The sequence below is a fragment of the Aridibaculum aurantiacum genome (assembly GCF_017355875.1).
GTDB classification, from domain to species: Bacteria; Bacteroidota; Bacteroidia; order Chitinophagales; family Chitinophagaceae; genus Segetibacter; species Segetibacter aurantiacus.
On the sequence record NZ_JAFEWC010000001.1, the window covers coordinates 1,466,125 to 1,492,868 of the forward strand.

The 26,744-nt window shown below is 41.9% G+C and carries 28 protein-coding genes; 15 read left to right on the forward strand and 13 right to left on the reverse strand.

Going from position 1 to position 26,744, the window contains the following annotated elements:
• Nucleotides 1-84 precede the first annotated feature (84 nt).
• From J4N22_RS06055 to J4N22_RS06065, 3 genes are all read left to right on the forward strand, one after another.
• Complete coding sequence (locus tag J4N22_RS06055) at nucleotides 85-888, forward strand: hypothetical protein (protein ID WP_207492820.1); 804 nt, start codon at nucleotides 85-87, stop codon at nucleotides 886-888.
• Between the two features lie 111 nt (nucleotides 889-999).
• Nucleotides 1,000-1,605 (forward strand): glutathione-regulated potassium-efflux system oxidoreductase KefF, encoded by a 606-nt coding sequence (kefF, locus tag J4N22_RS06060; protein WP_207492825.1) that lies wholly within the window; start codon nucleotides 1,000-1,002, stop codon nucleotides 1,603-1,605.
• 2 nt (nucleotides 1,606-1,607) lie between these two features.
• Entirely contained in the window at nucleotides 1,608-3,512 is a 1,905-nt protein-coding gene (locus J4N22_RS06065; RefSeq protein ID WP_207492832.1) for a monovalent cation:proton antiporter-2 (CPA2) family protein, read from the forward strand.
• Here the strand turns inward: J4N22_RS06065 and J4N22_RS06070 are convergent.
• From J4N22_RS06070 to J4N22_RS06090, 5 genes are all read right to left on the reverse strand, one after another.
• Nucleotides 3,509-4,456: an isoaspartyl peptidase/L-asparaginase family protein gene (locus tag J4N22_RS06070; RefSeq protein ID WP_242692071.1), complete on the reverse strand. Its 948-nt coding sequence runs from the start codon at nucleotides 4,454-4,456 to the stop codon at nucleotides 3,509-3,511. The two genes, J4N22_RS06065 and J4N22_RS06070, sit on opposite strands and share 4 nt — an antisense overlap.
• Before the next feature lie 41 nt (nucleotides 4,457-4,497).
• Nucleotides 4,498-5,019, reverse strand: a complete 522-nt coding sequence (locus tag J4N22_RS06075) for a GNAT family N-acetyltransferase (RefSeq protein WP_207492834.1) — start codon at nucleotides 5,017-5,019, stop codon at nucleotides 4,498-4,500.
• A gap of 48 nt (nucleotides 5,020-5,067) precedes the next feature.
• Nucleotides 5,068-6,054 carry a bifunctional heptose 7-phosphate kinase/heptose 1-phosphate adenyltransferase gene (locus J4N22_RS06080; RefSeq protein WP_207492836.1) on the reverse strand — a complete coding sequence of 329 codons (987 nt, stop codon included), beginning with the start codon at nucleotides 6,052-6,054 and terminating at the stop codon, nucleotides 5,068-5,070.
• A 4-nt stretch (nucleotides 6,055-6,058) separates the two neighbouring features.
• Nucleotides 6,059-7,510 (reverse strand): APC family permease, encoded by a 1,452-nt coding sequence (locus tag J4N22_RS06085; RefSeq protein ID WP_207492838.1) that lies wholly within the window; start codon nucleotides 7,508-7,510, stop codon nucleotides 6,059-6,061.
• A gap of 76 nt (nucleotides 7,511-7,586) precedes the next feature.
• The gene (locus tag J4N22_RS06090) at nucleotides 7,587-8,180 is read right to left on the reverse strand and encodes an OmpH/Skp family outer membrane protein (protein ID WP_207492840.1); all 594 of its coding nucleotides are present in this window, start codon (nucleotides 8,178-8,180) and stop codon (nucleotides 7,587-7,589) included.
• A 201-nt stretch (nucleotides 8,181-8,381) separates the two neighbouring features.
• On the opposite strand from J4N22_RS06090, the gene J4N22_RS06095 reads away from it, so the two are divergent.
• A complete protein-coding gene (locus J4N22_RS06095; protein WP_207492842.1) occupies nucleotides 8,382-9,317 on the forward strand; it encodes a DUF6252 domain-containing protein in 936 nt (311 codons plus the stop codon).
• A 100-nt stretch (nucleotides 9,318-9,417) separates the two neighbouring features.
• Here the strand turns inward: J4N22_RS06095 and J4N22_RS06100 are convergent, their stop codons facing one another.
• On the reverse strand, nucleotides 9,418-10,062 hold the full coding sequence (locus tag J4N22_RS06100; protein WP_207492844.1) for a carbonic anhydrase family protein: 645 nt from the start codon (nucleotides 10,060-10,062) through the stop codon (nucleotides 9,418-9,420).
• 12 nt (nucleotides 10,063-10,074) lie between these two features.
• The gene (locus J4N22_RS06105; protein WP_207492846.1) at nucleotides 10,075-11,637 is read right to left on the reverse strand and encodes a SulP family inorganic anion transporter; all 1,563 of its coding nucleotides are present in this window, start codon (nucleotides 11,635-11,637) and stop codon (nucleotides 10,075-10,077) included.
• 127 nt (nucleotides 11,638-11,764) lie between these two features.
• Here J4N22_RS06105 and J4N22_RS06110 point away from each other — a divergent pair, with 127 nt between their 5' ends.
• From J4N22_RS06110 to J4N22_RS06125, 4 genes are all read left to right on the forward strand, one after another.
• Nucleotides 11,765-12,445 carry a TetR/AcrR family transcriptional regulator gene (locus J4N22_RS06110; RefSeq protein ID WP_207492848.1) on the forward strand — a complete coding sequence of 227 codons (681 nt, stop codon included), beginning with the start codon at nucleotides 11,765-11,767 and terminating at the stop codon, nucleotides 12,443-12,445.
• A gap of 75 nt (nucleotides 12,446-12,520) precedes the next feature.
• Nucleotides 12,521-12,880, forward strand: a complete 360-nt coding sequence (locus tag J4N22_RS06115) for a cupin domain-containing protein (protein ID WP_207492850.1) — start codon at nucleotides 12,521-12,523, stop codon at nucleotides 12,878-12,880.
• A 175-nt stretch (nucleotides 12,881-13,055) separates the two neighbouring features.
• Nucleotides 13,056-13,718 (forward strand): MotA/TolQ/ExbB proton channel family protein, encoded by a 663-nt coding sequence (locus J4N22_RS06120; RefSeq protein ID WP_207492852.1) that lies wholly within the window; start codon nucleotides 13,056-13,058, stop codon nucleotides 13,716-13,718.
• A 186-nt stretch (nucleotides 13,719-13,904) separates the two neighbouring features.
• A complete protein-coding gene (locus J4N22_RS06125; RefSeq protein WP_207492854.1) occupies nucleotides 13,905-14,306 on the forward strand; it encodes an ExbD/TolR family protein in 402 nt (133 codons plus the stop codon).
• 232 nt (nucleotides 14,307-14,538) lie between these two features.
• On the opposite strand, the gene prmC is transcribed toward J4N22_RS06125, so the two are convergent.
• The gene (gene prmC, locus J4N22_RS06130) at nucleotides 14,539-15,393 is read right to left on the reverse strand and encodes a peptide chain release factor N(5)-glutamine methyltransferase (RefSeq protein WP_207492856.1); all 855 of its coding nucleotides are present in this window, start codon (nucleotides 15,391-15,393) and stop codon (nucleotides 14,539-14,541) included.
• A 45-nt stretch (nucleotides 15,394-15,438) separates the two neighbouring features.
• On the opposite strand from prmC, the gene ribD reads away from it, so the two are divergent.
• Genes ribD through J4N22_RS06145 form a run of 3 tightly spaced genes read left to right on the forward strand, consistent with a single transcriptional unit; the run spans nucleotide 15,439 to nucleotide 17,976 of the window.
• Nucleotides 15,439-16,479 carry a bifunctional diaminohydroxyphosphoribosylaminopyrimidine deaminase/5-amino-6-(5-phosphoribosylamino)uracil reductase RibD gene (gene ribD / locus J4N22_RS06135; RefSeq protein WP_207492858.1) on the forward strand — a complete coding sequence of 347 codons (1,041 nt, stop codon included), beginning with the start codon at nucleotides 15,439-15,441 and terminating at the stop codon, nucleotides 16,477-16,479.
• Between the two features lies 1 nt (nucleotide 16,480).
• Nucleotides 16,481-17,368 (forward strand): EamA family transporter, encoded by an 888-nt coding sequence (locus J4N22_RS06140; RefSeq protein ID WP_207492860.1) that lies wholly within the window; start codon nucleotides 16,481-16,483, stop codon nucleotides 17,366-17,368.
• Entirely contained in the window at nucleotides 17,365-17,976 is a 612-nt protein-coding gene (locus J4N22_RS06145; RefSeq protein ID WP_207492862.1) for an IMPACT family protein, read from the forward strand. The genes J4N22_RS06140 and J4N22_RS06145 overlap by 4 nt, the downstream gene beginning before the upstream one ends.
• A gap of 8 nt (nucleotides 17,977-17,984) precedes the next feature.
• Here the strand turns inward: J4N22_RS06145 and J4N22_RS06150 are convergent, their stop codons facing one another.
• The 3 genes from J4N22_RS06150 to J4N22_RS06160 all read right to left on the reverse strand — a co-directional run bounded on the left by J4N22_RS06150 (nucleotide 17,985) and on the right by J4N22_RS06160 (nucleotide 21,801).
• Entirely contained in the window at nucleotides 17,985-19,961 is a 1,977-nt protein-coding gene (locus J4N22_RS06150) for a tetratricopeptide repeat-containing sensor histidine kinase (RefSeq protein WP_207492864.1), read from the reverse strand.
• A 98-nt stretch (nucleotides 19,962-20,059) separates the two neighbouring features.
• The gene (locus tag J4N22_RS06155; RefSeq protein ID WP_207492866.1) at nucleotides 20,060-20,947 is read right to left on the reverse strand and encodes a 3-hydroxyacyl-CoA dehydrogenase family protein; all 888 of its coding nucleotides are present in this window, start codon (nucleotides 20,945-20,947) and stop codon (nucleotides 20,060-20,062) included.
• Between the two features lie 215 nt (nucleotides 20,948-21,162).
• Nucleotides 21,163-21,801 carry a carboxypeptidase-like regulatory domain-containing protein gene (locus J4N22_RS06160; protein WP_207492868.1) on the reverse strand — a complete coding sequence of 213 codons (639 nt, stop codon included), beginning with the start codon at nucleotides 21,799-21,801 and terminating at the stop codon, nucleotides 21,163-21,165.
• A 205-nt stretch (nucleotides 21,802-22,006) separates the two neighbouring features.
• On the opposite strand from J4N22_RS06160, the gene J4N22_RS06165 reads away from it, so the two are divergent.
• Nucleotides 22,007-23,131, forward strand: a complete 1,125-nt coding sequence (locus J4N22_RS06165; protein ID WP_207492870.1) for an Mrp/NBP35 family ATP-binding protein — start codon at nucleotides 22,007-22,009, stop codon at nucleotides 23,129-23,131.
• A gap of 66 nt (nucleotides 23,132-23,197) precedes the next feature.
• Here the strand turns inward: J4N22_RS06165 and J4N22_RS06170 are convergent, their stop codons facing one another.
• The gene (locus J4N22_RS06170; protein ID WP_207492872.1) at nucleotides 23,198-23,449 is read right to left on the reverse strand and encodes a hypothetical protein; all 252 of its coding nucleotides are present in this window, start codon (nucleotides 23,447-23,449) and stop codon (nucleotides 23,198-23,200) included.
• A gap of 373 nt (nucleotides 23,450-23,822) precedes the next feature.
• Nucleotides 23,823-24,053, reverse strand: a complete 231-nt coding sequence (locus J4N22_RS19905; protein WP_242692073.1) for an SWIB/MDM2 domain-containing protein — start codon at nucleotides 24,051-24,053, stop codon at nucleotides 23,823-23,825.
• Between the two features lie 10 nt (nucleotides 24,054-24,063).
• On the opposite strand from J4N22_RS19905, the gene J4N22_RS19910 reads away from it, so the two are divergent.
• The 3 genes from J4N22_RS19910 (at nucleotide 24,064) to J4N22_RS06185 (ending at nucleotide 26,682) form a co-directional block, all read left to right on the forward strand.
• Entirely contained in the window at nucleotides 24,064-24,285 is a 222-nt protein-coding gene (locus tag J4N22_RS19910) for a hypothetical protein (protein WP_242692074.1), read from the forward strand.
• Between the two features lie 346 nt (nucleotides 24,286-24,631).
• The gene (locus J4N22_RS06180; protein WP_207492876.1) at nucleotides 24,632-25,672 is read left to right on the forward strand and encodes a D-glucuronyl C5-epimerase family protein; all 1,041 of its coding nucleotides are present in this window, start codon (nucleotides 24,632-24,634) and stop codon (nucleotides 25,670-25,672) included.
• 53 nt (nucleotides 25,673-25,725) lie between these two features.
• Nucleotides 25,726-26,682, forward strand: a complete 957-nt coding sequence (locus tag J4N22_RS06185; RefSeq protein ID WP_207492878.1) for an alpha/beta hydrolase — start codon at nucleotides 25,726-25,728, stop codon at nucleotides 26,680-26,682.
• Nucleotides 26,683-26,744 lie beyond the last annotated feature (62 nt).

A 26,744-nucleotide genomic window follows, 5' to 3' on the forward strand; every position in this document is an offset into this window, starting at 1 on the left:
TTTACCCAACCGTACATCCACCTATCAAACGTTTGAATTTCTTTCACAGCCAGTTGATGCATTTTTGTCAAAACACCAAACCATATGCGCATCTTTCTTATCTCTGCTTTAGCAGCAATATCAATAACAGCTACACATTGTACTCCAGCTAAAATGGCTCTGGCCGAAGAAAACTGGCTTAGTAAAAAAGAATATCCTGTAGAAGGACGCAAGAGTATCTTTTCGAAGGAGCGGATGAACTTCGGAGAATATTATACTACAACAGCAAAACGCTCATGGACACAAGGCACCTCAGCACGTTCCGGCTGGACAAAAGGCAATGCAATGGATCCCGGATTTGAAAACATCATATCTGTGGAATACATCAACAGGAGGCAAACCCTTCGTTTTGAATTAGCCGATGATAAAGGAAATCAAAGCGAGGTTTTTTGTGTTTCAAAATTTAAAGCTGAAGACCTGCTGATAGGCAAAAACCCTAATAACCTGCTGAACATAGCATCAGAAGTATTATTGAACATTGAGCCAAGCGAAAGCAAGTATTATGTGCAGATACATACCAGCAGGGGCAAAGGTCCGTGGCAATTAGTGTTTGATAACCAGTCATGGCAAAGGCGGCCAAAACAAGCTGCTGGTGTGGTGGCTTTGAACAAAGAAGATTTTTACTCGCTGGTGCCTGTTACTCAGATGCAACGTAAAGATGGAACTGCAGCTAATATGCCTTTTGGTGCAATAGGTATTGAGGTTCGAAATAAACAAGACAAACCTGTAGCCGCTGTTTCTATGATCAACAAAGGTGTGGTTTACTTGTCTGACGTGCCTGTAGAGGAAAGATTTTTACTGGCTAATATCTGTGCTGCTTTACTCATGCAGGAGCAGATAGGCGGCTAGCGACTTCAGATGCGGCGTAATTTATTTGCTTATAAGTCGTTGTAGCAACTGCTCGCTACAACCGATTGCTGCTACTTACGCTTATCTTGTGGTCTAATTGAATAAACTTCAATGGCCAAAATTCTTGTGCAGTTTGCGCACCCTGCGCTGGAGAAAAGCAGGATACATGCCCGCATGATTAAATACCTGCAGCAGGTAAAGGGTGTCTTCATCAATGATCTTTACGAAGAGTATCCTGATTTCGACATAGATGTAGAAAGAGAACAAGCGCTGTTGCTGCAGCACGACATCATCATTCTTCAACATCCATTTTATTGGTATAGTTCACCAGCTATCATCAAGCAATGGCTCGACCTTGTGCTCGAGCACGGCTGGGCGTATGGAAGTAATGGCCTGGCTCTTACAGGTAAGCACATGATGAATGCAGTATCGTGTGGCGGGTCACGGCAGGCTTATCAACCCGGCGGTATCAACCGTCTTTCTGTGGTAGATTACCTGGAGCCTTTCCATCAGACGGCGCGCTTATGCAAAATGCATTACCTGCCTCCGTTCGTCGTGCATGGCACACACAAAAAGGCAGATGAGGAGATAGAAGACGATGCACGAAGTTTTGCCGATGTGGTTCGCAAACTTCAGCAGGGTATACTTCCTGCTGCTGGTTTGGAGACCACAGAATACATCAACGATCTTCTTATTCCACAATCACCTACCGCCTAATCATGGATCAACATTCCTTCCTATTCCAGGCAATGATATACCTGGCCGCGGCCGTTGTCTTTGTTCCAATAGCACGGCGTTTGGGCCTCGGATCAGTTTTAGGATACCTTTTTGCAGGAATCATCATAGGACCTGCCGTCCTCGGTTTTTTAGGCGACGGTGGCGCCGACATCATGCATGTAGCAGAGTTTGGTGTGGTCATGATGTTGTTTATCATTGGCCTTGAGCTGGAGCCACAGCTGCTATGGAAACTACGAACTTCAATTCTTGGTTTAGGAGAATTGCAGGTATTGGTTTCAGCCGCTTTTATTGGCGCTATTGCAATGGCGCTGGGATTAGCATGGCAACCTGCTTTAGCCATTGGTATGACATTATCGCTATCAAGTACTGCCATGGTTTTGCAGACTATGCAGGAAAAGGGATTGATGAAAACGGTAGCTGGCCAGAGTTCTTTTTCTGTTCTACTGTTCCAGGACATAGCTGTGATACCTATGTTGGCGATCCTGCCATTCCTGGCTACAGGTACGTCCGGCGTTTCTTCCAGCGACCATTCACCCACACTGGTATCAGGCCAGCCGGCATGGGCTCAAACGCTCATTGTTGTTACTTCAGTGATTTTTGTCATTTTCCTTGGGCGGTACATTATGCGCCACGTTTTCAGGATCATTGCCCAAACCCGCATCCGGGAACTTTTTACAGCAAGTGCACTACTGCTTATCGTTGGTATTGCTGTGTTGATGACGCAGGTAGGTCTGAGCCCGGCATTGGGTACTTTTCTGGCGGGAGTAGTATTGGCTAACAGCGAGTACAAACATGCTTTAGAAAGTGATATAGAACCTTTCAAAGGGTTGCTGCTCGGGCTATTCTTCATCTCTGTAGGAGCATCTATCGATTTCAACCTGATCGCTAGCCAGCCAATAATGATACTTTCTATTGTAGCTGCTATGATGGTGATTAAAGCATTGGTTTTAGCTCTTGTAGGAAAGTTGTTCAAGCTGGCTTTCGACCAGAATATGTTGTTTGCTTTAGCGCTAAGCCAGGCAGGAGAATTTGCCTTTGTACTCTTTTCTTTTACACTACAGGAAGGCATTCTTCCTGCTGCCTTGGTTAGTACACTAATAGCAGTCGTCGCCATTTCGATGGCCTTGACACCTCTGTTGCTATTGGTTCATGAGCGCTTCATTCAGCCTTACATTGGTACAAAGGAAACGGAATCTAGCAGGTCTGCTGATACAGTAAATGAGCGCAACCCGGTGATCATTGCTGGCTTTGGCAGGTTTGGCAACGTAACAGGAAGATTTTTACAAGCAAATGGAATAGGAACCACGGTATTGGATATTGACAGTGAAAGGGTAGACCTGCTGCGTAAGTTCGGGTTCAAAGTGTATTATGGAGATGCCACCCGGCCTGATCTACTGGCCGCTGCCGGCGCTAATGAAGCTAAGTTGCTCATCATCACATTGAGTGATCCGGCTAAAGTGCTGGAAATGGTAGAAACGGTAAAGAAATATTTTCCTAACCTGCGGGTATTGGCCCGCGCCTACGACCGGGGCGATACCTACCAATTGATGGACGAGGGGATGCTGCATATTTACCGCGAAACTCTAGATACTTCGCTGCGAATGGGCGTTGATGCCATGAGCCTGCTTGGCCACCGGAAATACCATGCTCAGCGTGCAGCACGAACCTTTCTTAAACATGATGAGCGGGCACTGAAAAAACTGGCTGCAGTACGCGGCGACCAGAAGGAATACATTAACGTAGCCCGTGAAGTGATCGAGGAGCTCGAAACCTTTATACAGAGTGACCGGCAGAATGCAAAACTCCAACTTGATGAAGGATGGGATGGGGACAGTCTGATAGCTGAATCGAAAAGCAGCTTCCAAGGTAATGATGCCAAGCTTTAGCCATATATGCCGATCTGGTTGCTGCCATCACTGCTTTTGAAGCCGCGGTACATGCCAATACTATTGAAAACCATGGCTACGTTTCCCTGTGCATCCACACCTATGATGCCGCCTTCGCCTTCCATTTTTACTAGCTTGTTCATAACAACTTCTTTACTCGCTTCTTCTAATGAAAAGCGTTTGTACTCCATGAGTGCGCTGATGTCGTAAGCTGTTACTGCTTTCATGAATTTTTCACCATGACCGGTGCAGCTGATGGCGCAGGTATTGTTGTTGGCATATGTGCCGGAACCAATTATAGGGCTGTCTCCAATGCGGCCATACTTTTTATTGGTCATGCCACCGGTACTGGTAGCAGCAGCTATGTTGCCATCTTTATCACATGCTACGGCGCCTACTGTTCCAAACTTTTTATCTTTCATCAGCTCCTCCATATCCTCGTGCGTATGGTCCAGTTGATAATCATCTGTATCACGTATGGCTTTCCACTGGTCGTACCTGAACTGCGAGAAGAAATATTCATCCGGCTCCAGTTTTACGCCTTGTTTTATAGCAAAATCATTAGCACCTTTTCCGCAAAGCAGCACATGATTGCTGTGCAGCAAAACTTCGTTTGCAAGGAGAATAGGATTTCTCACGTTTCTTACACCTGCTACGGCACCTGCATCAAGCGTGGCTCCGTCCATCAGTGCAGCATCCATTTCATTCACACCTTTCTTAGTAAATACAGAACCTCTTCCTGCATTGAACAGTATATTGTCTTCCATTACTACTACCGCAGCTTTCACTGCATTGACGGCTGAACCGCCTTCTTCTAAAACAGCATAACCTGCATCCAGCGCCTGTTGCAGCCCTTCTGTATAAGCTGCTTCCAGTTCAGGTGTCATATCTTCTTTAAGTATTGTACCTGCACCACCGTGTATAACTATCGTGTACTTCTGCATGTAAGTCTGTTGCTGTTTATATAAATAGATCCTGTTGTTGCTTACCGTAGTTCCAGTTTCATCAGTATGTCTGTCTGCTCGTCTTCACCCAGTTTGAAGATATGCTTGTCGAACTCTTTAAAGCCATTCTTGCTGTAGAAGCTGATAGCTCGCTGGTTTTCTTCCCAAACCCCAAGCCAAACATACTGGCTGTTGCTCTGGCTCGCCACCTGAATCGCCATTTCATACAGCAGTTGTCCCACCTTTTTTCCATGGTATTCCTTCAGCACATAGATGCGTTCTATTTCAAGTGCTTGCTCGTCCTGTAGCTCCGTTTGTGATTTTCCGAAATTCAGTTTCAGGTAGCCAATTACTGCTTCACCAAGTTTGGCAAAATAAAATAGTGAATGTGGATTGGCCAGTTCCGCTGCAAGTTTATCAATGGCAAAACCTTCTTCAAGATACTTGCGCATGTTCTCTTCAGTGTTACCTGCTGAAAAAGTTTCCTGAAAAGTTTGCCTGCCGATCTTTTGCAACTGGTACACGTCGGCTGGTCCTGCCTGTACTATTTCAATGGCTTCCATAGTTGGTTAATTCAGCGGAAATTGAGTTTGTGATTTTAGCAGTTACTACTAGTTCAATAGCAGCCGACACTCCTCGAACAGCTTTGTTTTATTGATAGCTACTGTACCTACTTCTTCGCATACAAGACCGCCTGCAATATTGGCCATGGCGGCAGCAAGATTAATGTTCCGGCTGGCGGCATATACCAGCGATGCTACAGCGATTACTGTATCGCCGGCACCACTTACATCGGCTATGCTTCGCACATGTGTAGGTATGATGGAGGAGGAATTATCGTGCTGGTAAAACACACCTTTTTCAGATAGTGTGATGAGTGAGATATCATGCTGCAATACATCCTTCAGTTGCGCATGAATTTCGCGCAAAACTGGCTCATTGATGTCTTCCAGTAGCAGGTTCAAACCTTCTTTTACTTCTTTTAGGTTGGGTTTAAAAATGCTGATCCCTTTGTAGGAAAAGAAGTTCTTGCGCTTTGGATCAACGGTTGTTATGATGCCATGTTCATTGCAAAGCGTTATCAGTTGCTGGATCAGGCTGCTGGTAAGTACGCCCTTGTTGTAATCTTCAAATACAACTACTGAAGGTTTCTCTGTCTTTACAAATTCTTCAAATGCCTGAACCAATTGTGCCTGTTCATCGCTGTTTATATCATGTGTTATTTCGGAGTCAAGTCGCATCATGTGCTGGTTGCGACTTATGATACGCGTTTTATTGGTAGTAACCCTGTTGTTGCTTTTTACTATATACCTGGTATTAATGTTATGCTGCGCCAACAACTGGGTGAGCGTTTCTCCATCCTCATCATTACCAATAACCGAGAATATAGCAGTTGAAGCACCAAGTGCTACCGTATTCAATGCTACGTTACCTGCACCACCCAGTCGAAGTTCTTTTTTATCTAGTGCTACTACAGGTACCGGCGCTTCAGGTGATATCCTTTCTACATGGCCCCACCAGTATGTGTCGAGCATTACATCGCCTACTACAGCTACTTTTTGTTCTGCAAAATGTTTGAACAGATCCTCTACCTGCATATTATTATACTGCTTTTTTATTGCTTGCGACCGCAATATAATACAAAGGCACACCCAGCAGAGTGATGATGGCTCCAGGCCATGTATAAGTAGGTTTGTAAATGATGAGAAGAATACAAAAGGTCAAGCCCATAATGATATAAAGTGCAGGCAATACAGGATACCCAATGGCCCTATATGGACGTTCTGCATCGGGACGTTTTACACGTAAAATGAAAATACCAATGATGGTTAGCATGTAGAATACTACCACCACAAATGATATCATATCGAGCAGGTCCCCATACTTGCCGCTGAGGCTCCATGCACAGGCAAACACCGCCTGTATCCATAGCGCATACGCAGGTACAGCATGTGTATTCAGGCGGCCAACTTTTTTGAAGAATAATCCATCCCTGGCCATTGTGTAGTATACACGTGCGCCAGCCAGTATCAACCCGTTGTTACAACCAAAGGTTGAGATCATAATCATGAGCGCGATGATAATGGTACCGATATTTCCAAAGATGACATTGGATGCAACAACAGCTACGCGATCATTTTTTGCTGATGCGATTTCCTGTAGTGGCAGCACCGCCGTATACATTACATTGGCAGCTACATATATAACGGTAACTATAAAGGTTCCTAAGAAGAGGCTAAGTCCGATGTTGCGCTGGGGGTTCTTTATTTCACCTGCTATGAATGTTACATTGTTCCAGGCATCGCTGCTGAAAATAGAACCTACCATTGCCGCAGCTATAGCACCCAATGCCGCAGCTATTGTATAATTAGCGAACGTGCCTTCACGCGATAAACTGCCAAGGTCCCAGGCATTGCTCCAGTTAGCTGTCCATACATCACCTTTAACCAGTATCAATCCAAATACAATTAGTCCAAAAAGACTAAGCAGCTTGGTAAGTGTGAATGTTGTTTGGATGGCTTTACCGCCTTTTACACCACGCGTATTTATGTAGGTAAGTAACACAATGACTACAATGGATAACAGTTGTGCAGCACTAATGCCGAATGAATATTGCATTTTGCCAGCTGCATCCACGCCTTTTTTTATACCCATCAATACATTGTCTTCGCTGAAGGCAGGAATGAGATAAGCAGTAAATTTTGCAAATGCAACACCTACTGCAGCAATTGTTGCTGTTTGTATTACAGAGAAAAAACTCCATCCATAAAGAAAACCTACGAGCGGGTTGTAAGCTTCTTTTAGGTACACATATTGTCCGCCGGCTTTTGGAAACATGGCGCTTAACTCGCCATAGCTTAGTGCAGCTGTAAGTGTCATTAACCCAGTCAGTATCCACACAAAGATCAGCCAGCCAGCACTACCCACATTACGTGTAATATCTGCACTTACTATAAAGATCCCTGATCCAATCATGCTGCCGGCTACGATCATAGTAGCATCCAGCAGGCCCAAAGTAGGTTTGAAAGAAGAAGCGTTAGAATTGTTGTCCATGCGTGTAGTTATAAAAAAAATCCCTTCTCTTTTAGGAGAAGGGATGAAGATAAGCAAATATGATATTGAGGATATTTTAGTCTTTCTTCTTGTATTGTTCATTCAATCCTTTCACTACTTCGGCAGTAATATCAAAACCTGGATCAACATAATAAACAGTACCTGGTTGATTTGCTACGATGTAGCTGAAGCCTTTGTCTTTGTTATACTCCTTCAGGAACTCTTCAATTTTCTTATTTACATCCTGCATCTTCTTAAACTGGATATCCTGCATTTCAAGATCGAGTGATTGCTCTTTATTAGCAAGCACCTTCTGATCGTTCATCAATTCTTGTTCTACTATGTTAGCGCGTTCTTGTGTCATGGTAGGTGCTTCCTGCTGGTATTTCTTCACCTTCTCCATGTAGCGGTTCTTCAGTTGGTTCAATTGTCCACCTAGTTCCTGTTGTTTAGATTTCAACTGGCTGCGTACATCTTTCAGGTATTCGTAGTTGTTATCAATAGAGTCCATTTCAAAATAAGCCAATTTGAAAGCGCCTGTTTGTGCCGACCCGGAAGTTTGAGAAGCTACCTGGGTTGTTGTTTTTTTACCACTTGAAAAGTGCAGGTAAAACAGCACTGCAACTGCTATAACAAGAATGATGTTTAAGGGCAATAGAAAATTTTTCATGAAGAGTTTTTAGGGCAGCAAAGTAAAAGGAATGGGAAGAATAAATTTGTTAAAGTAAAACTTTCCTAACTGCATGAATTATATATAAGCATATGTTCATGCGTTAGGAGTATGGCAAAAATGTTTATAGCAAATATGGCTGAAATAATTGCTGTATGGCTATTTCAGATATCTTAGAGCCATCAAACCTTTACCTTTTACATGAAACTACGCTTACCTTTTTTAGCAGCTATCATACTATTCTTTGCTGCTTGTCAAAAAGAAATTACCAGTGACATAGTTACCAGTACTTCACCAACCACTACACCCGGTACTACTGGCTCTTTTACTGCCAATATTAATGGAACGCCTTGGATAGCTAACAGGTTTTCACTGATCCAATTCAGTCCTGCCATGGGTCAGTTGCCGCGCCTTATGAACATTTCAGCTGTTGGAACAGATAAGCGAATGCTTACAATTACCCTTACTGATTCAGGAGCGCACCAGTATTCTTTATCTCCATATAGCTATTGGATGAATGCTGCAGCATACATTGATAGCAACATGGCCAATCCCATGAACTATAGTAGCAACCAAGCATATACGCCTAATGAGCCAAATGGTACATTTCGCGTATCATCTATAGATACAGTGCGTAAGACCATGAGTGGAACTTTTAGTTTCAAAGTTTACCGCCAGGCCGATAGCACATCCCTTACTTTTAGCAACGGAGTGTTCACAAATGTTTCTTATTCTACCGGTAGCCCGCTTCCTCCATCATCTACATCAGATACATTCAGGGTAAAAGTAAATGGTACTTCATTTGTTCCTCACAGTATCTCGGGCGACATGATGACCATGATGAATTCTATTATGCTACAAGGAAACAGCCAGGATCTTACACGCAATGTGAGTGTGGGCGTGCCAATGAACGCTACCCCCGGCACTTATCCTATGCTTTTTCCAGGTGATTATTATGGAGCCTATATGATGAGTGGGAACAGCTTTTCTTCTGTATCGGGTTCTATCCAGGTACTGGAACATAATACCACAACCAAACGTATACGTGCAAACTTTGCTTTTGTAGCACAGCCGCTTATTGCTCCTACACCTGTTCATAATATTACTGAAGGATATTTTTCTATTATCTACAGGTAGAAACTTCTAGTTGTAATAAAAAAAGAACGCACCATTAAAGAGCGTTCTTTTTTATGCTTAGTAGGTGAATTCTTTAAAGCATCACCTGTATGCAGAATGACTATTTGATACCCTGGAAAGTATCTTCATAAAATTCCACATTACCATTCTCTACATCATACATGGCACCAGCAATTCCGATTTGACCTGCTTCTACCATTTCACGTAGGGTAGGGCTTCTTTCTAGAATTTCTTTTACAGCAAGCTTTACATTCAGTTCAGCAACATGCTCTACAAACTCACTGTTTGAAGATGTTCTGTTATCTGTAGTTGTTGTTTCTGCGTTCAGTGCAGGTTCAAACTTTTTTAGTAGCGTAGTCAGGTTGCCTAATTCCACATGGTCGCAAGCTCCTTTTACTGCACCACACCTGGTGTGGCCCAATACAAGGATTACCTTAGCACCTGCAGCCTTACAGCCAAATTCCATGCTTCCTAATATATCTTCATTCACAATGTTTCCTGCGATACGTACGCTGAAGACATCACCCAGTCCCTGGTCAAAAATCAATTCGGCTGAAGTACGGGAGTCGATACAGCTAAGGATAACAGCAAATGGGTGTTGGCCATCTGAAGTTTCATTCATCTGTTGCAGCAGGTTGCGGTTTATCTTCAAATTGTTGATGAACCTGCGATTACCTTCTCTAAGAAGGGCGATACCCTGCTTTGGCGTTATCTTGTCGCGTGATTCCTTTGTAAGTGTCTTCATCTTTATTTTGTTTTAGTGTGACATTTCTGCTTTTTCCTCAGTAATACCAAGCAACTCTACTTCTATATTCTTGCTTTTGGCATTCTGCCTGAAGTTTTGAATGATCTCGATAACATCGTAATCTATAGCTACTGATTTAGATCCGTCTATAACAACTTTTGCGTTATCAGGTATTGCATTCAGGGTCTTCAAAATGTTTGCTTTATTTAAGAAGGATACTTCCTCAGCCAGTACAAGATGGTGCATTTCTTTGCCATTCTCAACTGTTTTAGTATCGTGAACATAATGCGAATTTTTGTAGTTGTGGCGCAGCGTGTAAAATATTCCAACGGCTAATCCTATACCTATACCTTTCAGAAGGTCGGTTGCTAGTATACCCACCACGGTTGCCATAAATGGTACGAACTGCTCCCAACCAAGCTTATACATCTGGATGAATAAAGCTGGTTTAGCCAGTTTATAACCTACCAGGATCAGGATAGCTGCCAGTGTTGCCAGTGGTATCATGTTTAGCAAATGCGCAATTGTGATAACACTTAGCAGCAACCATACGCCGTGCAAAATGGCTGATAACTTCGTCTTTGCTCCAAAGGTTATATTAGCAGAGCTTCTTACTATCACCTGCGTAATTGGTAGTCCACCTATCAATCCTGATACAATGTTTCCTAAACCTTGTGCTTTCAGTTCCCTGTTGGTTGGCGTTACTCTTTTTAGTGGATCAAGTTTATCTGTTGCCTCTACGCAAAGCAAAGTTTCAAGGCTTGCTATAACGGCTATAACCACTGCAATAAAATATACTTCAGGGTTGGCTAGTTGCGAAAAATCAGGAGAGGTGAATTGCCCGAAGAATGCTCCTATATTTTCAGGAACTGGCAAGGTCACTAATTGTTTATCGGCCAGGGTGAAATTAAGTATACCATTCCTGTATAGGTTGAACATGATGATACCCACTACCACTGCTACCAATGGTCCTTGTATCACATGAAAGATGCGGCTCTTTTTCATCAGCACATTCTCCCATAGAAGCAGAATGGCTATAGATATCAAAGCTATCAGTACCGCTCCAGGTGTTATTTGTGTAAATGCATGGGCGATGGCAGAGAAAGTATTCTCACCGGTCGGTTCTGCAAATTGCAGGCTGCCTTCCAGGTTCTCGTCGTAGCCCACTGCGTGAGGTATCTGTTTCAAAATGATGATAAGACCAATACCTGTAAGCATCCCTTTGATTACCGATGATGGAAAGAAATAAGCCACAAACCCGGCCCTCAGGTATCCGGCCAGTAACTGCAGGCAACCAGCCAATACAACGGCCAGGAGAAATGCATGCCATGAGCCGCCCAGGGTTTGAATTGAATTGAGAACAACAACAGCAAGACCTGCTGCAGGGCCGCTAACGCCTAATGCTGACCCACTTGCAATACCGCAGATAATGCCACCAACAATGCCTGCAATGATGCCTGCAAATAATGGTGCACCCGATGCCAGTGCAATACCTAGACATAGTGGAACAGCCACAAAGAAGACTACAATACTAGCAGGCAGGTCACTTTTGATTTCTTTGAATACGCTTTTCATGTACTGAAAATTTTTTCTTGCTTGTCAAAGTAGCAAAATTATCAATAACGATAGTATTACTATCATAAGTTTTTTATTTTTAGTTTTGTTTGAACGCTTAAAATGTAGTTGTTGATTATCACCAGGTATGAATTGGACCGTACAAATACAGATGAATGAAAAGCTTTTTGTTCGTGATCCGCAACAATCAGATCTGGGTAAAAAGATTATTGAACATAGTATACTTCTAATTGATGAGCTTGGGTTTGAAGCTTTTACATTCAGGAAGCTTGCTACAAAAATCCATACATCCGAAGCGGGTATATATCGCTATTTCGACAATAAGCATCGATTGCTGGTATACCTGGTAGCCTGGTATTGGAGATGGCTGGCATATAAGATCACCTTTAGTTTGAATAACGTGGTAGACCCAAAACAGAAGATACGTAAGGTTATCAAGCTACTGTCGCAGGAGGTAAAGGACGATGATAACATTTCGCATGTAAAAGAAAGTGTACTGCATCGAATTGTTATTTCAGAAGGGTCCAAAGCATATCTTACCAAACATGTTTCTGAAGACAACCAGGATCAGCTGTTCAAGCCTTATAAAGAACTGTGTTCCTTCTTTGCCGACATCATTCTTGAATTTGCACCGCATTACAAATATCCCAGGACATTAGCCAGCACTGTAGTAGAGGTAGCGCATATAGAAAATTTCTTTTTAAAACACCTGCCATCGCTTACAGATTTTGCCCACGATAATAAAGCAACCAAAATCACCGCTTTCCTTGAGCATCTTGTATTTTCAGCTTTAGGTAATGAACCTTAACAACAACTGGCAGTAGCCAATCACTTAGTCGATAAAACAAGTCTTCAATCCAACACTTAATAATCTAAACAACATATGAACTATTTTCTGCAGAATAAACCCTTTATAGTACCAACAACCGATGGAAAACTTATAGAAGAGCATTTTGGCCGTGTAGCCACCAACCAGCAAAACATTAGCATAGCTCATATGGTAGCGCCGCCACATTGGAGCGAGCCACACCAATCGACTACATTCGACGAATGGACATTGGTAAGCAGTGGCCGCAAATCTGTAGAGGTAGATGGTTTGAAAGTAACCGTAGAAGCAGGCCAAAGTATACTGGTAAAAAAAGGCGCAAGAGTTCGCTATAGTAATCCTTTTGATGAGCCTTGCGAATACTGGAGCATTTGCCTGCCTGCATTCTCAATAGAAGAGGTAAACAGGGAGAGTTGATTACAGCAAAACTTTAACAGCAGGTGCAGCAGCTGAATGTCTTCTGCATGTTTATTTGCATTCACACATGTGTACAAGTTATCGCTGTTACCACTATTGTCAATTCTTACTTTTACACCCATTTTAATTTTTACCAATAATGATGTTGATCTTTTTGCAAGCTGGCGGCTAGGTAATGGCAGACACCGTAAACAACGTAGCAGCTCAACCAGTAGCCGAATCGATTTCGTTGTGGAGCCTGCTCGACAGAGGTGGATGGATCATGTACCCGCTGTACGCCTTGTTTGTGGCAACCATCTTTTTCTTCTTCGAACGTTTTATTGCTATTCGCAAAGCGAGTAAAATAGAAGGGAACTTCATGAGTATGATCCGCGACAATATCATGATGGGTAATGTAACTGCTGCACGTACGCTTGCTAAGAATACACCTAACCCTGTTGCCAAAATGATTGACAAAGGCATTCAGCGTATAGGAAAACCTATTGACGCCATTGAGAAAAGTATGGAGAATGTAGGCAAGCTTGAAATGTACAACATGGAGCGCAACCTGAATATCTTATCGCTTATTGCTGGTATTGCTCCTATGTTCGGTTTCCTTGGAACCATCATTGGTATGGTGCAATTGTTCTATGGAATTTCGAGTACAGGTGAGTATACCTTAAGCACAATTGCTGGTGGTATCTACACCAAGATGATCACGTCAGCTACAGGTCTTATCATTGGTTTGATTGCTTATATGGGACATAACTTCCTGAGTACGCAAATAGATAAAACGGCTAACAAAATGGAAGCGGCAAGCGCCGAGTTTATAGACATACTGCAAGAGCCAACCAGGTAAAGAAAATTTGAAGTACCAGGTTAGAAGTACGAAGAAGATTTGGTAGCCGGCTGTAGTTAGTAATGATGCTTCCGTTGCGTCGCACACTTGTACAGCAGGTTGAAAGATGAGCAGGGGCAACAGCAGAATAACCTGCAACAGGAGAACAGGTACCAAAAGTTCTCACAACAAAAAAGGAACAACGATATGAACATACGTAGCAGATTAAGAACACATCCAGAGATGCACACCGGTGCACTGAACGATATATTGTTTATCCTGTTGTTATTCTTCCTGATCGTGTCCACGCTTGCCAATCCCAACGTTATCAAAGTATCTAATCCTAAAGCAAAGAGCGATACAAAAGCGAAGCAAACAGTAGTAGTAACGGTAGACAAAGAACAACGTTTGTTCCTTGGTCAAAAGCAGGTGCCTATACAATCACTTGAGGCAGAATTACAAGCATATCTTTCTAAAGAAACAGACAAGCCATCCGTAGTTATCAATGGCGACAGCACATCTCATTTAGGAACAGCTATCAAAGTAATGCAGATCATTAAAAAGCTGGGCGCAACACCTGTAATGGCGGTTGATAATGCCGGGCAGTAGGAGGTTAGGAGGTAGTATGTTAGATGTTAGGTGTTAGAGGTTGGAAGTAGTTGGTGAATAGTCAGTGGGCAGTGGTCAATAGTGAATTGCCTATTGTAAACTAATCTCCATCTATGGTCAATGGCATGTAAGTTTTTATTCAGCCGGAACTTCATCTAAAGGTTTTTAATCATTATTCCCTATTCACAATTCAGTACTCACTCCTCACAATTCACCACTCACTACTCACCATTCACTTCTCACACCTCACCATCCGGTCCTTTCCCTGCATATCTTTTTTAAGCACCACATCTTTATAGCCTTTTGCTTGCAGCAACTGCACTACTTGTTCGCCTAATTGTTCATTTATTTCGAAGTACAATCTTCCTTTTTCCTGCAGGTGTTGTTTTCCAAATTCAGCAATGGCTTCATAAAATATCAACGCATTATCATCTGGAACGAATAGCGCCAGGTGCGGCTCATAGGCCAGCACATTTTGGTTCATCTGTTCTTGCTCATTTGCCTTGATGTAGGGCGGGTTGCTTACAATAGCATCATATACCTGTAGCTGTTTCCATTCATCCGTATCCAGGATATTCAACTGGTGAAAATCTATATCAGCTTCATTGCTGGCTGCATTCTGCTTTGCCACTTGCAGGGCTTCAGCAGATACATCTACTGCAGCAATGGTGGCACCTGGTAGCTGCTTCTTTAGCGCAATAGGTATACATCCACTACCTGTTCCCACGTCTAAGATGGAGATGGCTGAATGTTGCTTTTGCATGTCTTGTACCACCCATTCCACTAGTTCTTCAGTTTCAGGACGGGGTATTAGTACATTCTCATTTACATAAAAATGGATTCCGTAGAACCATGCTTCATTTAGAACATACTGTACCGGCTTGTGCCTGGCAAGTTGTTGACCTGCTGTTTCTAAAGCCCGTTGCTGTTCTGTGGTAACTGGGAGGTCTTTGTTTATTATGCGGTCAATCTTCTTTTGTCCTGTAAAATGTTCAATGACCATATTGGCAATATTTGCCGCTTCACGATCGTCACAAACATCGAACAGTTGTAAAAGTACTTGTTGGTATGCCTGCTGTATGGTCACCTTGCAATGCTAGTACATTTTTCAGTTACTTTTGCGCTCCCACTCATGAACCCACACCAGTTATACATGCATAGATGCCTGCAACTTGCCGCGCTTGGCGAAGGCTTCGTTGCACCCAATCCTATGGTAGGTAGCGTGCTGGTTCATAACGGCAGGATCATAGGTGAAGGATATCACCAACAATATGGCAAAGCACATGCAGAAGTTAATTGTATAAATGCTGTAGCTGTTGCAGATAAGCACCTTATTCCGCTCTCTACATTATATGTTTCATTGGAGCCTTGTGCGCATTATGGCAAAACACCGCCATGCGCTGATCTTGTAATCACTTCTGGTATACGTAAAGTAGTGGTGGGATGCCGTGATCCTTTTTATGCAGTAGATGGTAAAGGCATTGAAATATTGCAGCAGGCTGGGGTAGAAGTGGTGATGAATGTACTGGAAGAAGAATGCATTGCACTGAATAAGCGGTTCTTTACATTTCACCAGCAAAAGCGGCCATACATTACGCTGAAGTGGGCACAGACTGCCAATGGTGTAATAGGTAATCCTGCAGAACGGTTACTTATCAGCAATGCCTATAGCAACAGGTTTGTGCACCAATTGCGCAGCAGTAACATGGCTATACTTGCAGGCACCAATACAGCTCTTCAAGATGATCCGCAACTGAATGTAAGGCATGCGCCGGGTGCCTCACCTGTTAGGTTGATCATTGACCTGCATAATAAATTACCGCAACACTTGCATTTGTTTGATGGGTCGCAGCGTACAGTAATATTTACTTATAGTGCACCTGCAGGTGTAGCGAACGTAGAATATTATGTACTGCAAAAAGAAAAACCAGTGCCTGCGCAAATAGTAGAAGCTTGCGTGGCGCTGCAGCTTCAAAGTATATTAATAGAAGGCGGTGCCAAAACTTTACAATTTTTCATTGATGCGCAACTGTGGGATGAAGCCATAGTCATTCGTAACACGCTGCTATATGCAGAAGGTATTGCTGCCCCCGCTTTACATTCAGCATCACTTTTTGCTACTAAACAACTGGATACAGATTTGATATCATACTATAAACAGAAGGAACGATAGCATGTTGTTTTTAGCCGGAAGCATTATACTCTCAGCATATCTTATTCTTGCTTTTAAGATGTTGCAGCGACTAGGTCTTGACCTGTTCCAGGCTATTGTTTTTAATTACATTACCTGCGTGATCACTGGCTCATTTGTGCATGGTGCATTTCCTATAGATAATGTAGCTTATAGTTCTGGCTGGTTTTGGTGGGCTTGTGGTATGGGAACCGTTTTCATTATTCTGTTCAATCTTATTGGGATCACCACCCAAAGAATTAATGTGGCAGTTGCTTCGGTAGCCAATAAGCTTTCACTTATTATTCCTGTTGTATTTAGCATTTACCTGTACAACGAAAGCCTAAGCAATATTCAGTGGTTAGGAATAGTGTTGGTATTAGTGGCAGTGATCTTTACCTGCTGGCCCAACAGGCAAACAGAACGAAAAAATACTGCTCAGCATTTCCTGTTATACCTGCTGCCTTTAGTGGTATTTGCTGGTAGTGGCTTGCTCGATACCATGATCAAATACGTAGAGACAACTTATCTCAACGAGGTTAATCAAGATGCTTTTTTGGTAACAGCTTTTGCATCCGCTGCTTCTATTGGTTTAGCAACATTATTATTACAGGTAATACGCGGTAAGCAAGTTTTATCGCCTAAAACTATACTTGCAGGTATACTTATAGGTGTTCCAAATTATTTCAGCATCTGGTGCCTTATTCAATTTTTAAAGATCAGTCCGTGGCCGAGCAGTGCAGCTATACCTTTAAATAATTTAGGTATCATTCTTTTCGGTAGTTTGGTAGCATCAATAGTTTTTAAAGAACGATTAAGTGCTATAAATGTAGCAGGCATTGCTGTTTCTATCCTCGCTATTTATTTTATTGCTTTTGGAACAACATTATGAGTGAACTTTCTTTTTATAGTACAATAGAAAAACCTTCTTACGCGGAATTCAAAGACCGTGGAAGTAGCTTCCTGGCTTACGCATTTCCCATACAATCTGCAGATGATTTTAAAAAACATTTGCAACAGTTAAAAAAGGAACATCCAAAAGCAGTGCATCATTGCTTTGGATACAGGCTTGGTTTGGATGCAAATAATTTCAGGGTGAGTGATGATGGAGAACCATCTGGTTCTGCTGGCAAACCTATTCTTGGACAGATAGACAGCAAGCAATTAACCAATACATTGGTTGTGGTTGTACGTTATTTTGGTGGTACTTTATTAGGTGTTCCCGGGTTGATCAATGCTTATAAAACGGCCTCTGCACTTGCATTACAACTAACGCCAATTATCCAAAAGCAGGTATTAGTTGATTATTCTTTACAATTCGACTATACACGCCTGAATGATGTAATGATGATTGTAAAACAATTTGGATGTGAAGTAAAAGGGCAGGAGCAACAATTATTTTGCTCATTAACTATTGGAATACCAAAAGCAAGATTGCAAGAGGTTTTATTTAAATTGAAAGAATTACATGCAGTCGAAGTTGCTGCAATTAAAGTTTAATTGGTCACTTATGCATTATTAGGCAGCGAAACAATGAATTCAGTTCCCTCACCTTTTTCACTTATTACGTTCAGGCTGCCTTTGTGCAATTCTACAAATTCACTACATAGAACCAGGCCTAATCCAGAACCAGTTTCTCCGGCAGTTCCTTTCGTGCTTTCTCTTGCGTGCAGGTTAAAAAGTTTTGTTTGTTGCACTTTATGGATGCCAGTGCCATAATCTTTCACATGAATATGGACCATGTTGTCGCTGGTGGTGGTATATACCTCCACCGCACTAAATTCATGGGAGAATTTAACCGCATTGCTGATAAGGTTTCGCATTACAAACTCAATTTGGTTCTCATCAGCTATCACCACTACAGGTGAAGAAATATTATTCTTGATAGAAATCTGTTTGTTGTCAGCAGTTTGTTTTAAAAACCTGCAAACCCGTGTAATTACCTCCTGCATATTCACCGGTTGTTTTTCAACGGTGCCCTGTGTAAAATGATTTTTACCCCAGGCCAGCATATTATCCATCGTTTCTAATACTGAGCCAGTGGTAAGTTTCAACCTGTCGAATAACACTTTGTGTTCACCATTTGATTCATCTGGGTATACTACCTGGAGTAATTGTAGAATATTCCCGATGGGTGATCGAAGATCGTGGCTAAGCACAGAGAGGAATTTATCCTTCATATTATTCAGCTCCACCAGTTCTTGTTTCCTGCGCTGCAATTGAATATTCTTATTATAAATTAACCCAAAGCTTATTACAAGTGAAAGCAGTAGCAGCATTCCTATTGCAGAAAGAACTAGTAGAATATTTCGTTGGCGGGTTTTTTCTTCATTGTCAGATTTCAATTGCTTTATCAGTAATTCATCTTTTTCCTGCTGGTATTCTACACGCAATCTTTCCAATGTTTCTGTTTTTTCAGAAGCATGAATACTGTCTTTAAGTGCTACCAGCTTTTGGTATAAATTAGCACTTTCTTTATAATCATTTTTTTCTTTGGCTACCTGAATAAGGTATTCATATGCTTCGGCCTCAAGTGACGGACTATTAACTTGCTTCGCTATTGCAATACTCTGGTGAATAAGTGGTGTAGCCTTATTCCACTCATTGTATTGCATGTGCAACTTTGCCCAACCTGAATAGGTTCGTGAAAGTTGCTCGTAATTTTTAAATTGAATAAAATGTTTTTCTGCTATTGCAAAATGCGCGACAGCGGAATCTTTTTTCTTTAGTTCCCGGTAAACATTTCCTAGGTTTAAATATGCCTCAGCAGCTACTGGCCAAATGCCTGCTTGTTCTGCTATCTGCTTCGATTTTAGCAATGCCTGCCTCGAAAGAATTAATTGATTTTTTTGACCATATATTGAGCCGATATTATTGTAAAGGCCCGATATATTTCTTTTATCCTGGTTTTTCTCAGCAAGTACTAAGGCTTTGTTGTAGAATTTCATAGCCTCGTCCAGGTTATTTGTGCGGGTGTAAACTGTACCTATGCGCAGGTAACTACTTGCCATTCCTGCGTCATCTTTTTCTTCCTCGTATATTTTTAGAGCTTGTAAAAAATTAGAAAGTGCTTTCGAATAATTTTCCTGCACCCCAAAGGCTACTCCTATACCATTCAAAACCGTGGCAATCCCTGAAGGATTATTGTTTTGCTTATGTAGATCGAGCGCCTTATTATATAATGATAACCCAGTAGGAATCTGGTTGATGTTTACCTTAATCCTTGCTTGTGTCGTAAACACGTCGGCAAGGCCCCTTGAATATTTAGCTTTAGAAAATAAATTCTCTGCAAGTTCTGTGTATGCATAAGCAGAGTCCGGATCTAATCTATTCCAATGCGAAGCAATTTGTAATAGTAGACGACCTTTTGAAGTGTCGGTACTTGTTTTAGTAAGTAATTGGCCAAGGCTGTCAATCTGCGTTTTTTGTCCATAGGTAATGCATACCATGAACATGGCAGCAAAGGCTACAGCCAGGTTTTTCATTGAATGTTTTTTAAGGTTGAGGGCGCGCAATTGAGCCCGCTAATATAGAATGAAAAAAACGGCTAAATATTGTATGGAATTAAACTTTAATTAAAGCTTTACTTAAAGCGACTGCTTACAATTAAGTCTTTACTACCAGGTGTATAAGTATAGAATCCTTCACCTGATTTAACACCTTTAAAGCCTGCAGTCACCATATTCACAAGGAGTGGACATGGTGCATATTTCTGGTTGCCAAAACCCTGGTAAAGAACATTTAAGATGCTAAGGCAAACATCTAAACCTATAAAGTCAGCTAGCTGTAGCGGTCCCATAGGATGAGCCATACCAAGTTTCATAACCGTATCTATTTCCTGTACGCCTGCCACACCTTCATACAGGCTGTAGATGGCTTCATTGATCATTGGCATCAATATCCTGTTAGCTATAAAGCCAGGATAATCATTAACTACGCAAGGAACTTTGCCTAATGTTTTACTTAATTCTACTATACTATCAGTCACCTCTCGTTTGGTAGCATAGCCATTTATTATCTCTACCAACTTCATTACAGGCACCGGGTTCATGAAGTGCATTCCAATTACCAACTCTGGTCGTTTGGTAGCTGCAGCTATTTTGGTAATAGAGATGGAGGATGTATTAGTGGCAAGAATGCAGGACGCAGGTGCCGCTTCGTCCAGTTGATGAAATATCTTAAGCTTGAGGTCTATATTCTCTGTGGCTGCTTCCACTACCAATTCAGCATCTTTTACCCCATCTGCAATTGTTGTATTGGTAGTAAGATTAGAAAGCGCCTTTTGCTTTGCGGCTTCAGTTAGGGAACCTTTGGCCACCTGGCGATCCATGTTCTTACCAATGGTCGCAAGTGCTTTATCCAGTTGTTCCTGCGATACATCAATAAGATTTACCTGGAAATCATTTTGAGCAAACACATGCGCTATTCCATTTCCCATGGTACCAGCACCAATAACAGCAATTTTTTTCATAAACAAGTATTTAGAATCGGTAGAAAGTGGCGGCAAATGTAAGGCAGATAGAATATAGAACCATGATCATATAGATCATGATAATGGATACCTGTAATGTGTTCTTTTAGCGACTATAGCGTGAGAAGGAATGTATTGAAAAACGGACAGCGTTATTCCCTAATTATATAAGATGAAATTGCTATAGACTAATTGGCAAACAGGCCACAGCCAGCTTACTTCTTTTTAAAATCACCCCTCTTCCAGGCTTTGATGAATTCGTTCCATGCAAACGGATTCATGATGTTCATCGGAGGCGTTTGGCCTGCATAATAGGTGCGGTTTGAAACCTGGCGCAACGTCTGGTTAGTTGCTTCCCTGCCATCTGTAGGCATGCCACTGGCAAGTATACGTCGCTTGGCTTCTTCAGTATTTTGTCGTGCTATTTCGTACTTATCATCAGGTATGCGTGTATTCACAAAATCACGTTCAAATTGCGCACGGGTAGGACGAGGACGTAATATGGTAGCCGGTAGAAAAGCGGTATCTGTTACCAGCAATTGAATAACACTGTACTGGTTGCTTTCTATCCTGTTGGGAATTTTTATAGCCTGCGGTTTAAAACCAACACTGGTAAATTCTACTTCATCACCTTTTAAAACAACGATAGAAAAAACACCTTGCTCGTTTGTCATCGTACCACGATGTGTGCCTTTTACGACCACGCTTACCGATGGAAGTGCACGTAAACTATCTGCTGTCATCACCACTCCGTACAGCTGAACAACACTGTCCTGTACAGCTTCAAATTGTGCAAACATTTTTATGGGTGCAAAAAAAGCGAGGATGAGTAGGTATCGTAAAAGTTTCTTCATTAGGTTGATCCCGGCTGTTATTTTACTAAAACCTCATATATCAATTATGAATTAGTAAAGACGGTGGTAAGCAAATTTAACCTGTAGCCATTGAGAAAATATCCATCTCTCCACATCTTAACAATTACCAATGGCATTCAAACAAAGTAAGTTACTCAATGGCTAACTTTGCCCCCTGTATTTTCTTTTAACAAAAACTTTTGTGATGACAACAGATGATATATTGAAGGCGCTGAGCAACGTGCAGGAACCTGATCTTGGTAAAGACCTTGTGACACTAAATATGGTGAAGGATATAGTGATAGAAGGGAATTATGTGTCGTTTACCGTGGTGCTAACCACACCAGCATGCCCGCTAAAAGACATGATAAAAAATGCATGTATCAATGCAGTGAAACTACTGGTAAATAAAGAGGCAACCGTACAGGTAAACTTTACCAGCAATACAACTACAAAGCGAAAAGAAGGTGAAGCTGTATTGCCAAAGGTGCGCAACATCATTGCGGTGGTGAGCGGTAAAGGTGGTGTAGGTAAAAGCACTGTAGCAGCTAATCTTGCTTTGGCACTAAGCCACGGTGGCGCCAAGGTAGGATTGATGGATGCTGATATTTATGGGCCGAGTGTTCCTATCATGTTTGGTGTGCGTGGCGAACGTCCTATGATGAAAGAGGTTGATGGTAAAGGCATGATTGTTCCTTTGGAGCGATATGGTATAAAGTTGCTGAGCATCGGACTATTGGTTGATGAGAAGAACGCTGTAGTATGGCGTGGTCCAATGGCTAGTAGCGCTATACGCCAGTTTGTTACCGATGTGTTGTGGGATGAGCTGGATTACCTTGTAATAGACATGCCACCGGGTACAGGTGATATACATCTTACGCTGGTACAAACAGTGCCTGTAACGGGCGTGGTGGTTGTAACAACTCCTCAGGATGTAGCGCTGGCCGACGCTAAAAAAGGTATTGCTATGTTTGGCCAGGCACAATTGAAAGTGCCTATCATTGGCATCATTGAAAATATGAGCTACTTCACGCCAGCTGAGTTGCCGGAGAACCGCTACTACATATTTGGTAAAGAAGGCGGAAAGAGACTGGCTGAAGAATATGATATCCCTTTCCTTGGGCAGATACCATTGGTGCAATCCATACGTGAAGGTGGCGACCAGGGCGTTCCTATTATGATGGGAGACGATGCGATAACTAAAAAAGCATTTGAAGAATTTGCCGCAGCCGCAGCTCGTAGCATTAGTATGCGCAATGCCAACATGAGTGCAACAGAAGTAGCCGAAGTAGTGGAGGAAGTAGGAATAGCAAGTAAAATAGGCGAATAAAATTGTTCTTATAAACTAGAAGGTGGACATTGTCCACCTTTTTTTGTTGCCTCTTCTTTTTACAAATCAACTATCAAAACAATTGTAGGTTTCATTCCTTTCTATCGTGCCTATCAATTCAGAAGTAAACTGGTAGGGAGAATTTTCAGTGGCATCATTCTCAATTTCCCAGCTGCCTATAGCATCTTTTTTTATCCTACAATTCCTTATTCCACCTAAGTAGTTATAAGTAACCAGGTAGTACGAATCGTCATTGCCTGATATGCGCAGGAAAGAGCAGAATATACCCTTTACGTATTTGTAAAATGACCTTTTCATAACTTTTGTTGAGGGAATGAATTAATAAAACAAAAGTAAATATATCATCTGCCGGCAAGCGTGACAGGCATCAATTACCCAAAATCATTCAGCTGATTTTTTACATATATAGGCCTTCCCAAAATCATCTTTTTTTGATATGGCTTATAGACAATAGCTGATGAAAAGCAGTAGTGGCGCGGGTTTCAGCAGGTGGGTGTAAAAATGCTAAACCCGTAGGAGCGTTGCTAAGCAGGAAATGAACCATCCAAAAGAACAGGAATTGCGAGAGGGATTGGTAGATACAGCTTTATATAAAAAAGAAAAGCCGGCATGTTTCCACTGCCAGCTTTACCTATATAGCGTCATGAATTAATGCACCAGGGCGATGCAATTATTTCTGAACGTTGTCATTTACAATCTTAGCCAGGTCGAACATAGAGATCTGCTTTTTGCCAAACAATCCTTTGGTCTTGTCGTCAGCATTGATCATACGCTTGTTCTTCTGATCTTGTAATCCATTCTTTTTAATGTATTCCCATATTTTTTTGATGATCTCTGTTCTTGGCAATGGTTTGCTACCAATAACATCAGCAAGTGGTTGGCTTGGTTGAAGCGGTGCCATGAAAGCTGGATTGGCTTTTCTTGCTGGTTTTTTTGCTGCGCCTTTTGTAGCTGTTTTAGTAGCTGCTTTCTTAGCAGGAGCGGCAGCTTTGGTAGCTGCTTTTTTTGCAGGGGCGGCAGCTTTTGCGGCTGCTTTTTTAGGGGCTGGTGTTGCAGTTTTCGTTGCGGCCTTTTTTGGTGCTGCTTTCGTCGCTGCTTTTTTGGCTGCTTTTGCCATACTTTTTAAAATTTAATAGTTAATAAATAAACATGCACATCCTTCTATTTTACTTCCGAACATGGATGCTTACAAAGCATTAAGGTACGTAACCAATGCATATGTAATGTAGTAGAAGTGCATATAAAAAATAATACCGCAGTACTGGCTGCTGAATTAAAGATATAAAACACCTAAAACACTTTTTGCCTAAGGAAAATTTTCATGTGCAACATGTGCAAAACATATGGATAACTGCCATAACTGCTCGTTTTACCAATAGAAAATCATTTGAAATGGTGTAGCGCGCAGTACAAGGGCAGGTTTATTATGATTTCTATCATTGTACTAAAAGTAGAAGACCAACACCTTTACTTTCCTTAATGAAGAGGATGTTTCCCATACATCGACCGCGCAACCTGCTAATAGTTCTTGTAGTTTTTCTATTAAGCATCGGCATTGCCATTGTTTTTACCAATAAACAGGGAGATGTTTATGAGCAATATGTAAGGCAGGTGCTGTATGCTGCCAAAGGTGATGCAGTGCCTGATCACGCACCTGAATATATAGATGAACAGGGCGTGCCTTATGTGATGTACAAAGGTGAAAACGGCATTATACCTGGCAAACAATACAACCCAACCATCATAGGTAATTATGCTTTGCAATACCTGCAACAGTTGCAAGTTGGCGACACTTCCGTTGCTGCTTTCTTCAAAGCATGTGTTGACAGGCTAATTAAATCGTATACCTGTAAAGACAACTTTGCTTTATATGTTTTTGATTGGCAACAGCCATGGTATAAGTCGGTAGGAGTGCCCTATACTTCAGGAATGACATCAGGAATAGCTATCCAGGTGTTTACCGGCGCATACAAAATGTATGGTGATACATCTTACCTGCAGCACGCAAGGAAACTGCTTGGTGGTTTTTATTTACCTATACAGAACGGAGGATTTACTTATAAAACAGAAGAAGGCTGGTGGTTTGAGGAGCTGGCTGATACAGCCATGCATACTCCATATATTCTTGACGGGCATATCTATGCATTGTTGGGCGTTTACCAGTTTGCAACTGAGGCAAAAGATGACTCTGCAATGTTTGTATTCAATAAAGGCGTACAGGCGCTGAAGCATGACATTGCTTTATATGATGTAGGAGATGGAAGCGTACGATACGATAGGTACGGAAAACTTGCTGATAAGAAGTATCACCGTATACTGACAGCCCAAATGAAAGAACTTGCTATCATAACTAAGGATGTTGTGTTTGAACACTACCACCATAAATGGTCTCAGCCTTTGCAAAAGCCTTATGTACTACGGGTTTTAGGCGAAAGGAATGTATCTGGAATACTACTCCTGGTGATCGTATCCTTTGTTGGTTTCATTTCTTTCATGGCTGTGATATATTTTGTAAAATGAATTTGGTAGAAATTTATTGGCAGCATTTTTATGCCCTATAGCGAAAAGCATAAATGAAAAAATTACTCCTGCCGCTGTTGTGTGCAATCATCACTTTTCCTGTGTTTGCGCAGCAAGTTCAATATCCTTATCCTATCCATCATCATAATGTACAGGTGCAAGATTCTATTTATCGCATGGCTTATATGGATGTGCCAAGTACAGCTGCCAATGGAGAAGTAATCCTGTTGTTGCATGGTAAGAATTTTAATGGCTACTATTGGAAAGATGTGATAGCAGGTTTGGTAAATGCAGGTTATAGGGTAGTGGTGCCAGACCAAATCGGCTGGGGCAGGTCAGACAAGCCGGTAGTGCAATACAGTTTTTCTATGTTGGCTGATAACACCAGGCGTTTACTGGATTCTCTGGGTGTTAAACAAGTGAATGTAGTAGGTCATTCCATGGGTGGGATGCTGGCTATCAGGTTTGCTATCATGTTTCCCACAATGGTAAAAAAACTGGTGCTCGAAAACCCGATAGGATTGGAAGACTATAGCCTGTTTGTACCTTATCAACCATTGCACAAGTTGGTGGAGAACGAACGCAAGGCTACGTACGAATCCATAAAGAAGTACCAGCAGACCTATTATCCTGTTTGGAAGCCGGAGTATGAGCAATATGCTAAAGCCCAGGCGGATGCATATGAGCATGGTGATAAAGCACAGAATGCGGTGGTGAATGCACTTACTTACCAGATGATATATGACCAGCCGGTGGTGCATCATTTTAAATATGTAAAGGCGCCAACGCTGCTGTTACTTGGGCAGGAGGATAGGACGGTCGTGGGTAATAACCTATTGACAGAAGCGCAGAAGAAACAATATGGACATTATCCTTCATTAGGTAAAAAAGCAAAGGCAGCATTCACAAATGCACGCCTGGTAGAACTACAGGGAGTTAGCCATATACCGCATATACAAACGTTGCCATTGTTTATGAAACACCTGTTGCAGTTTTTGAAGCAGAAGTGATGCTATAAGGAAGTAGCAACCAATATCAGTAGGATCTACTACTGGTAAGGGTTTCAGACATA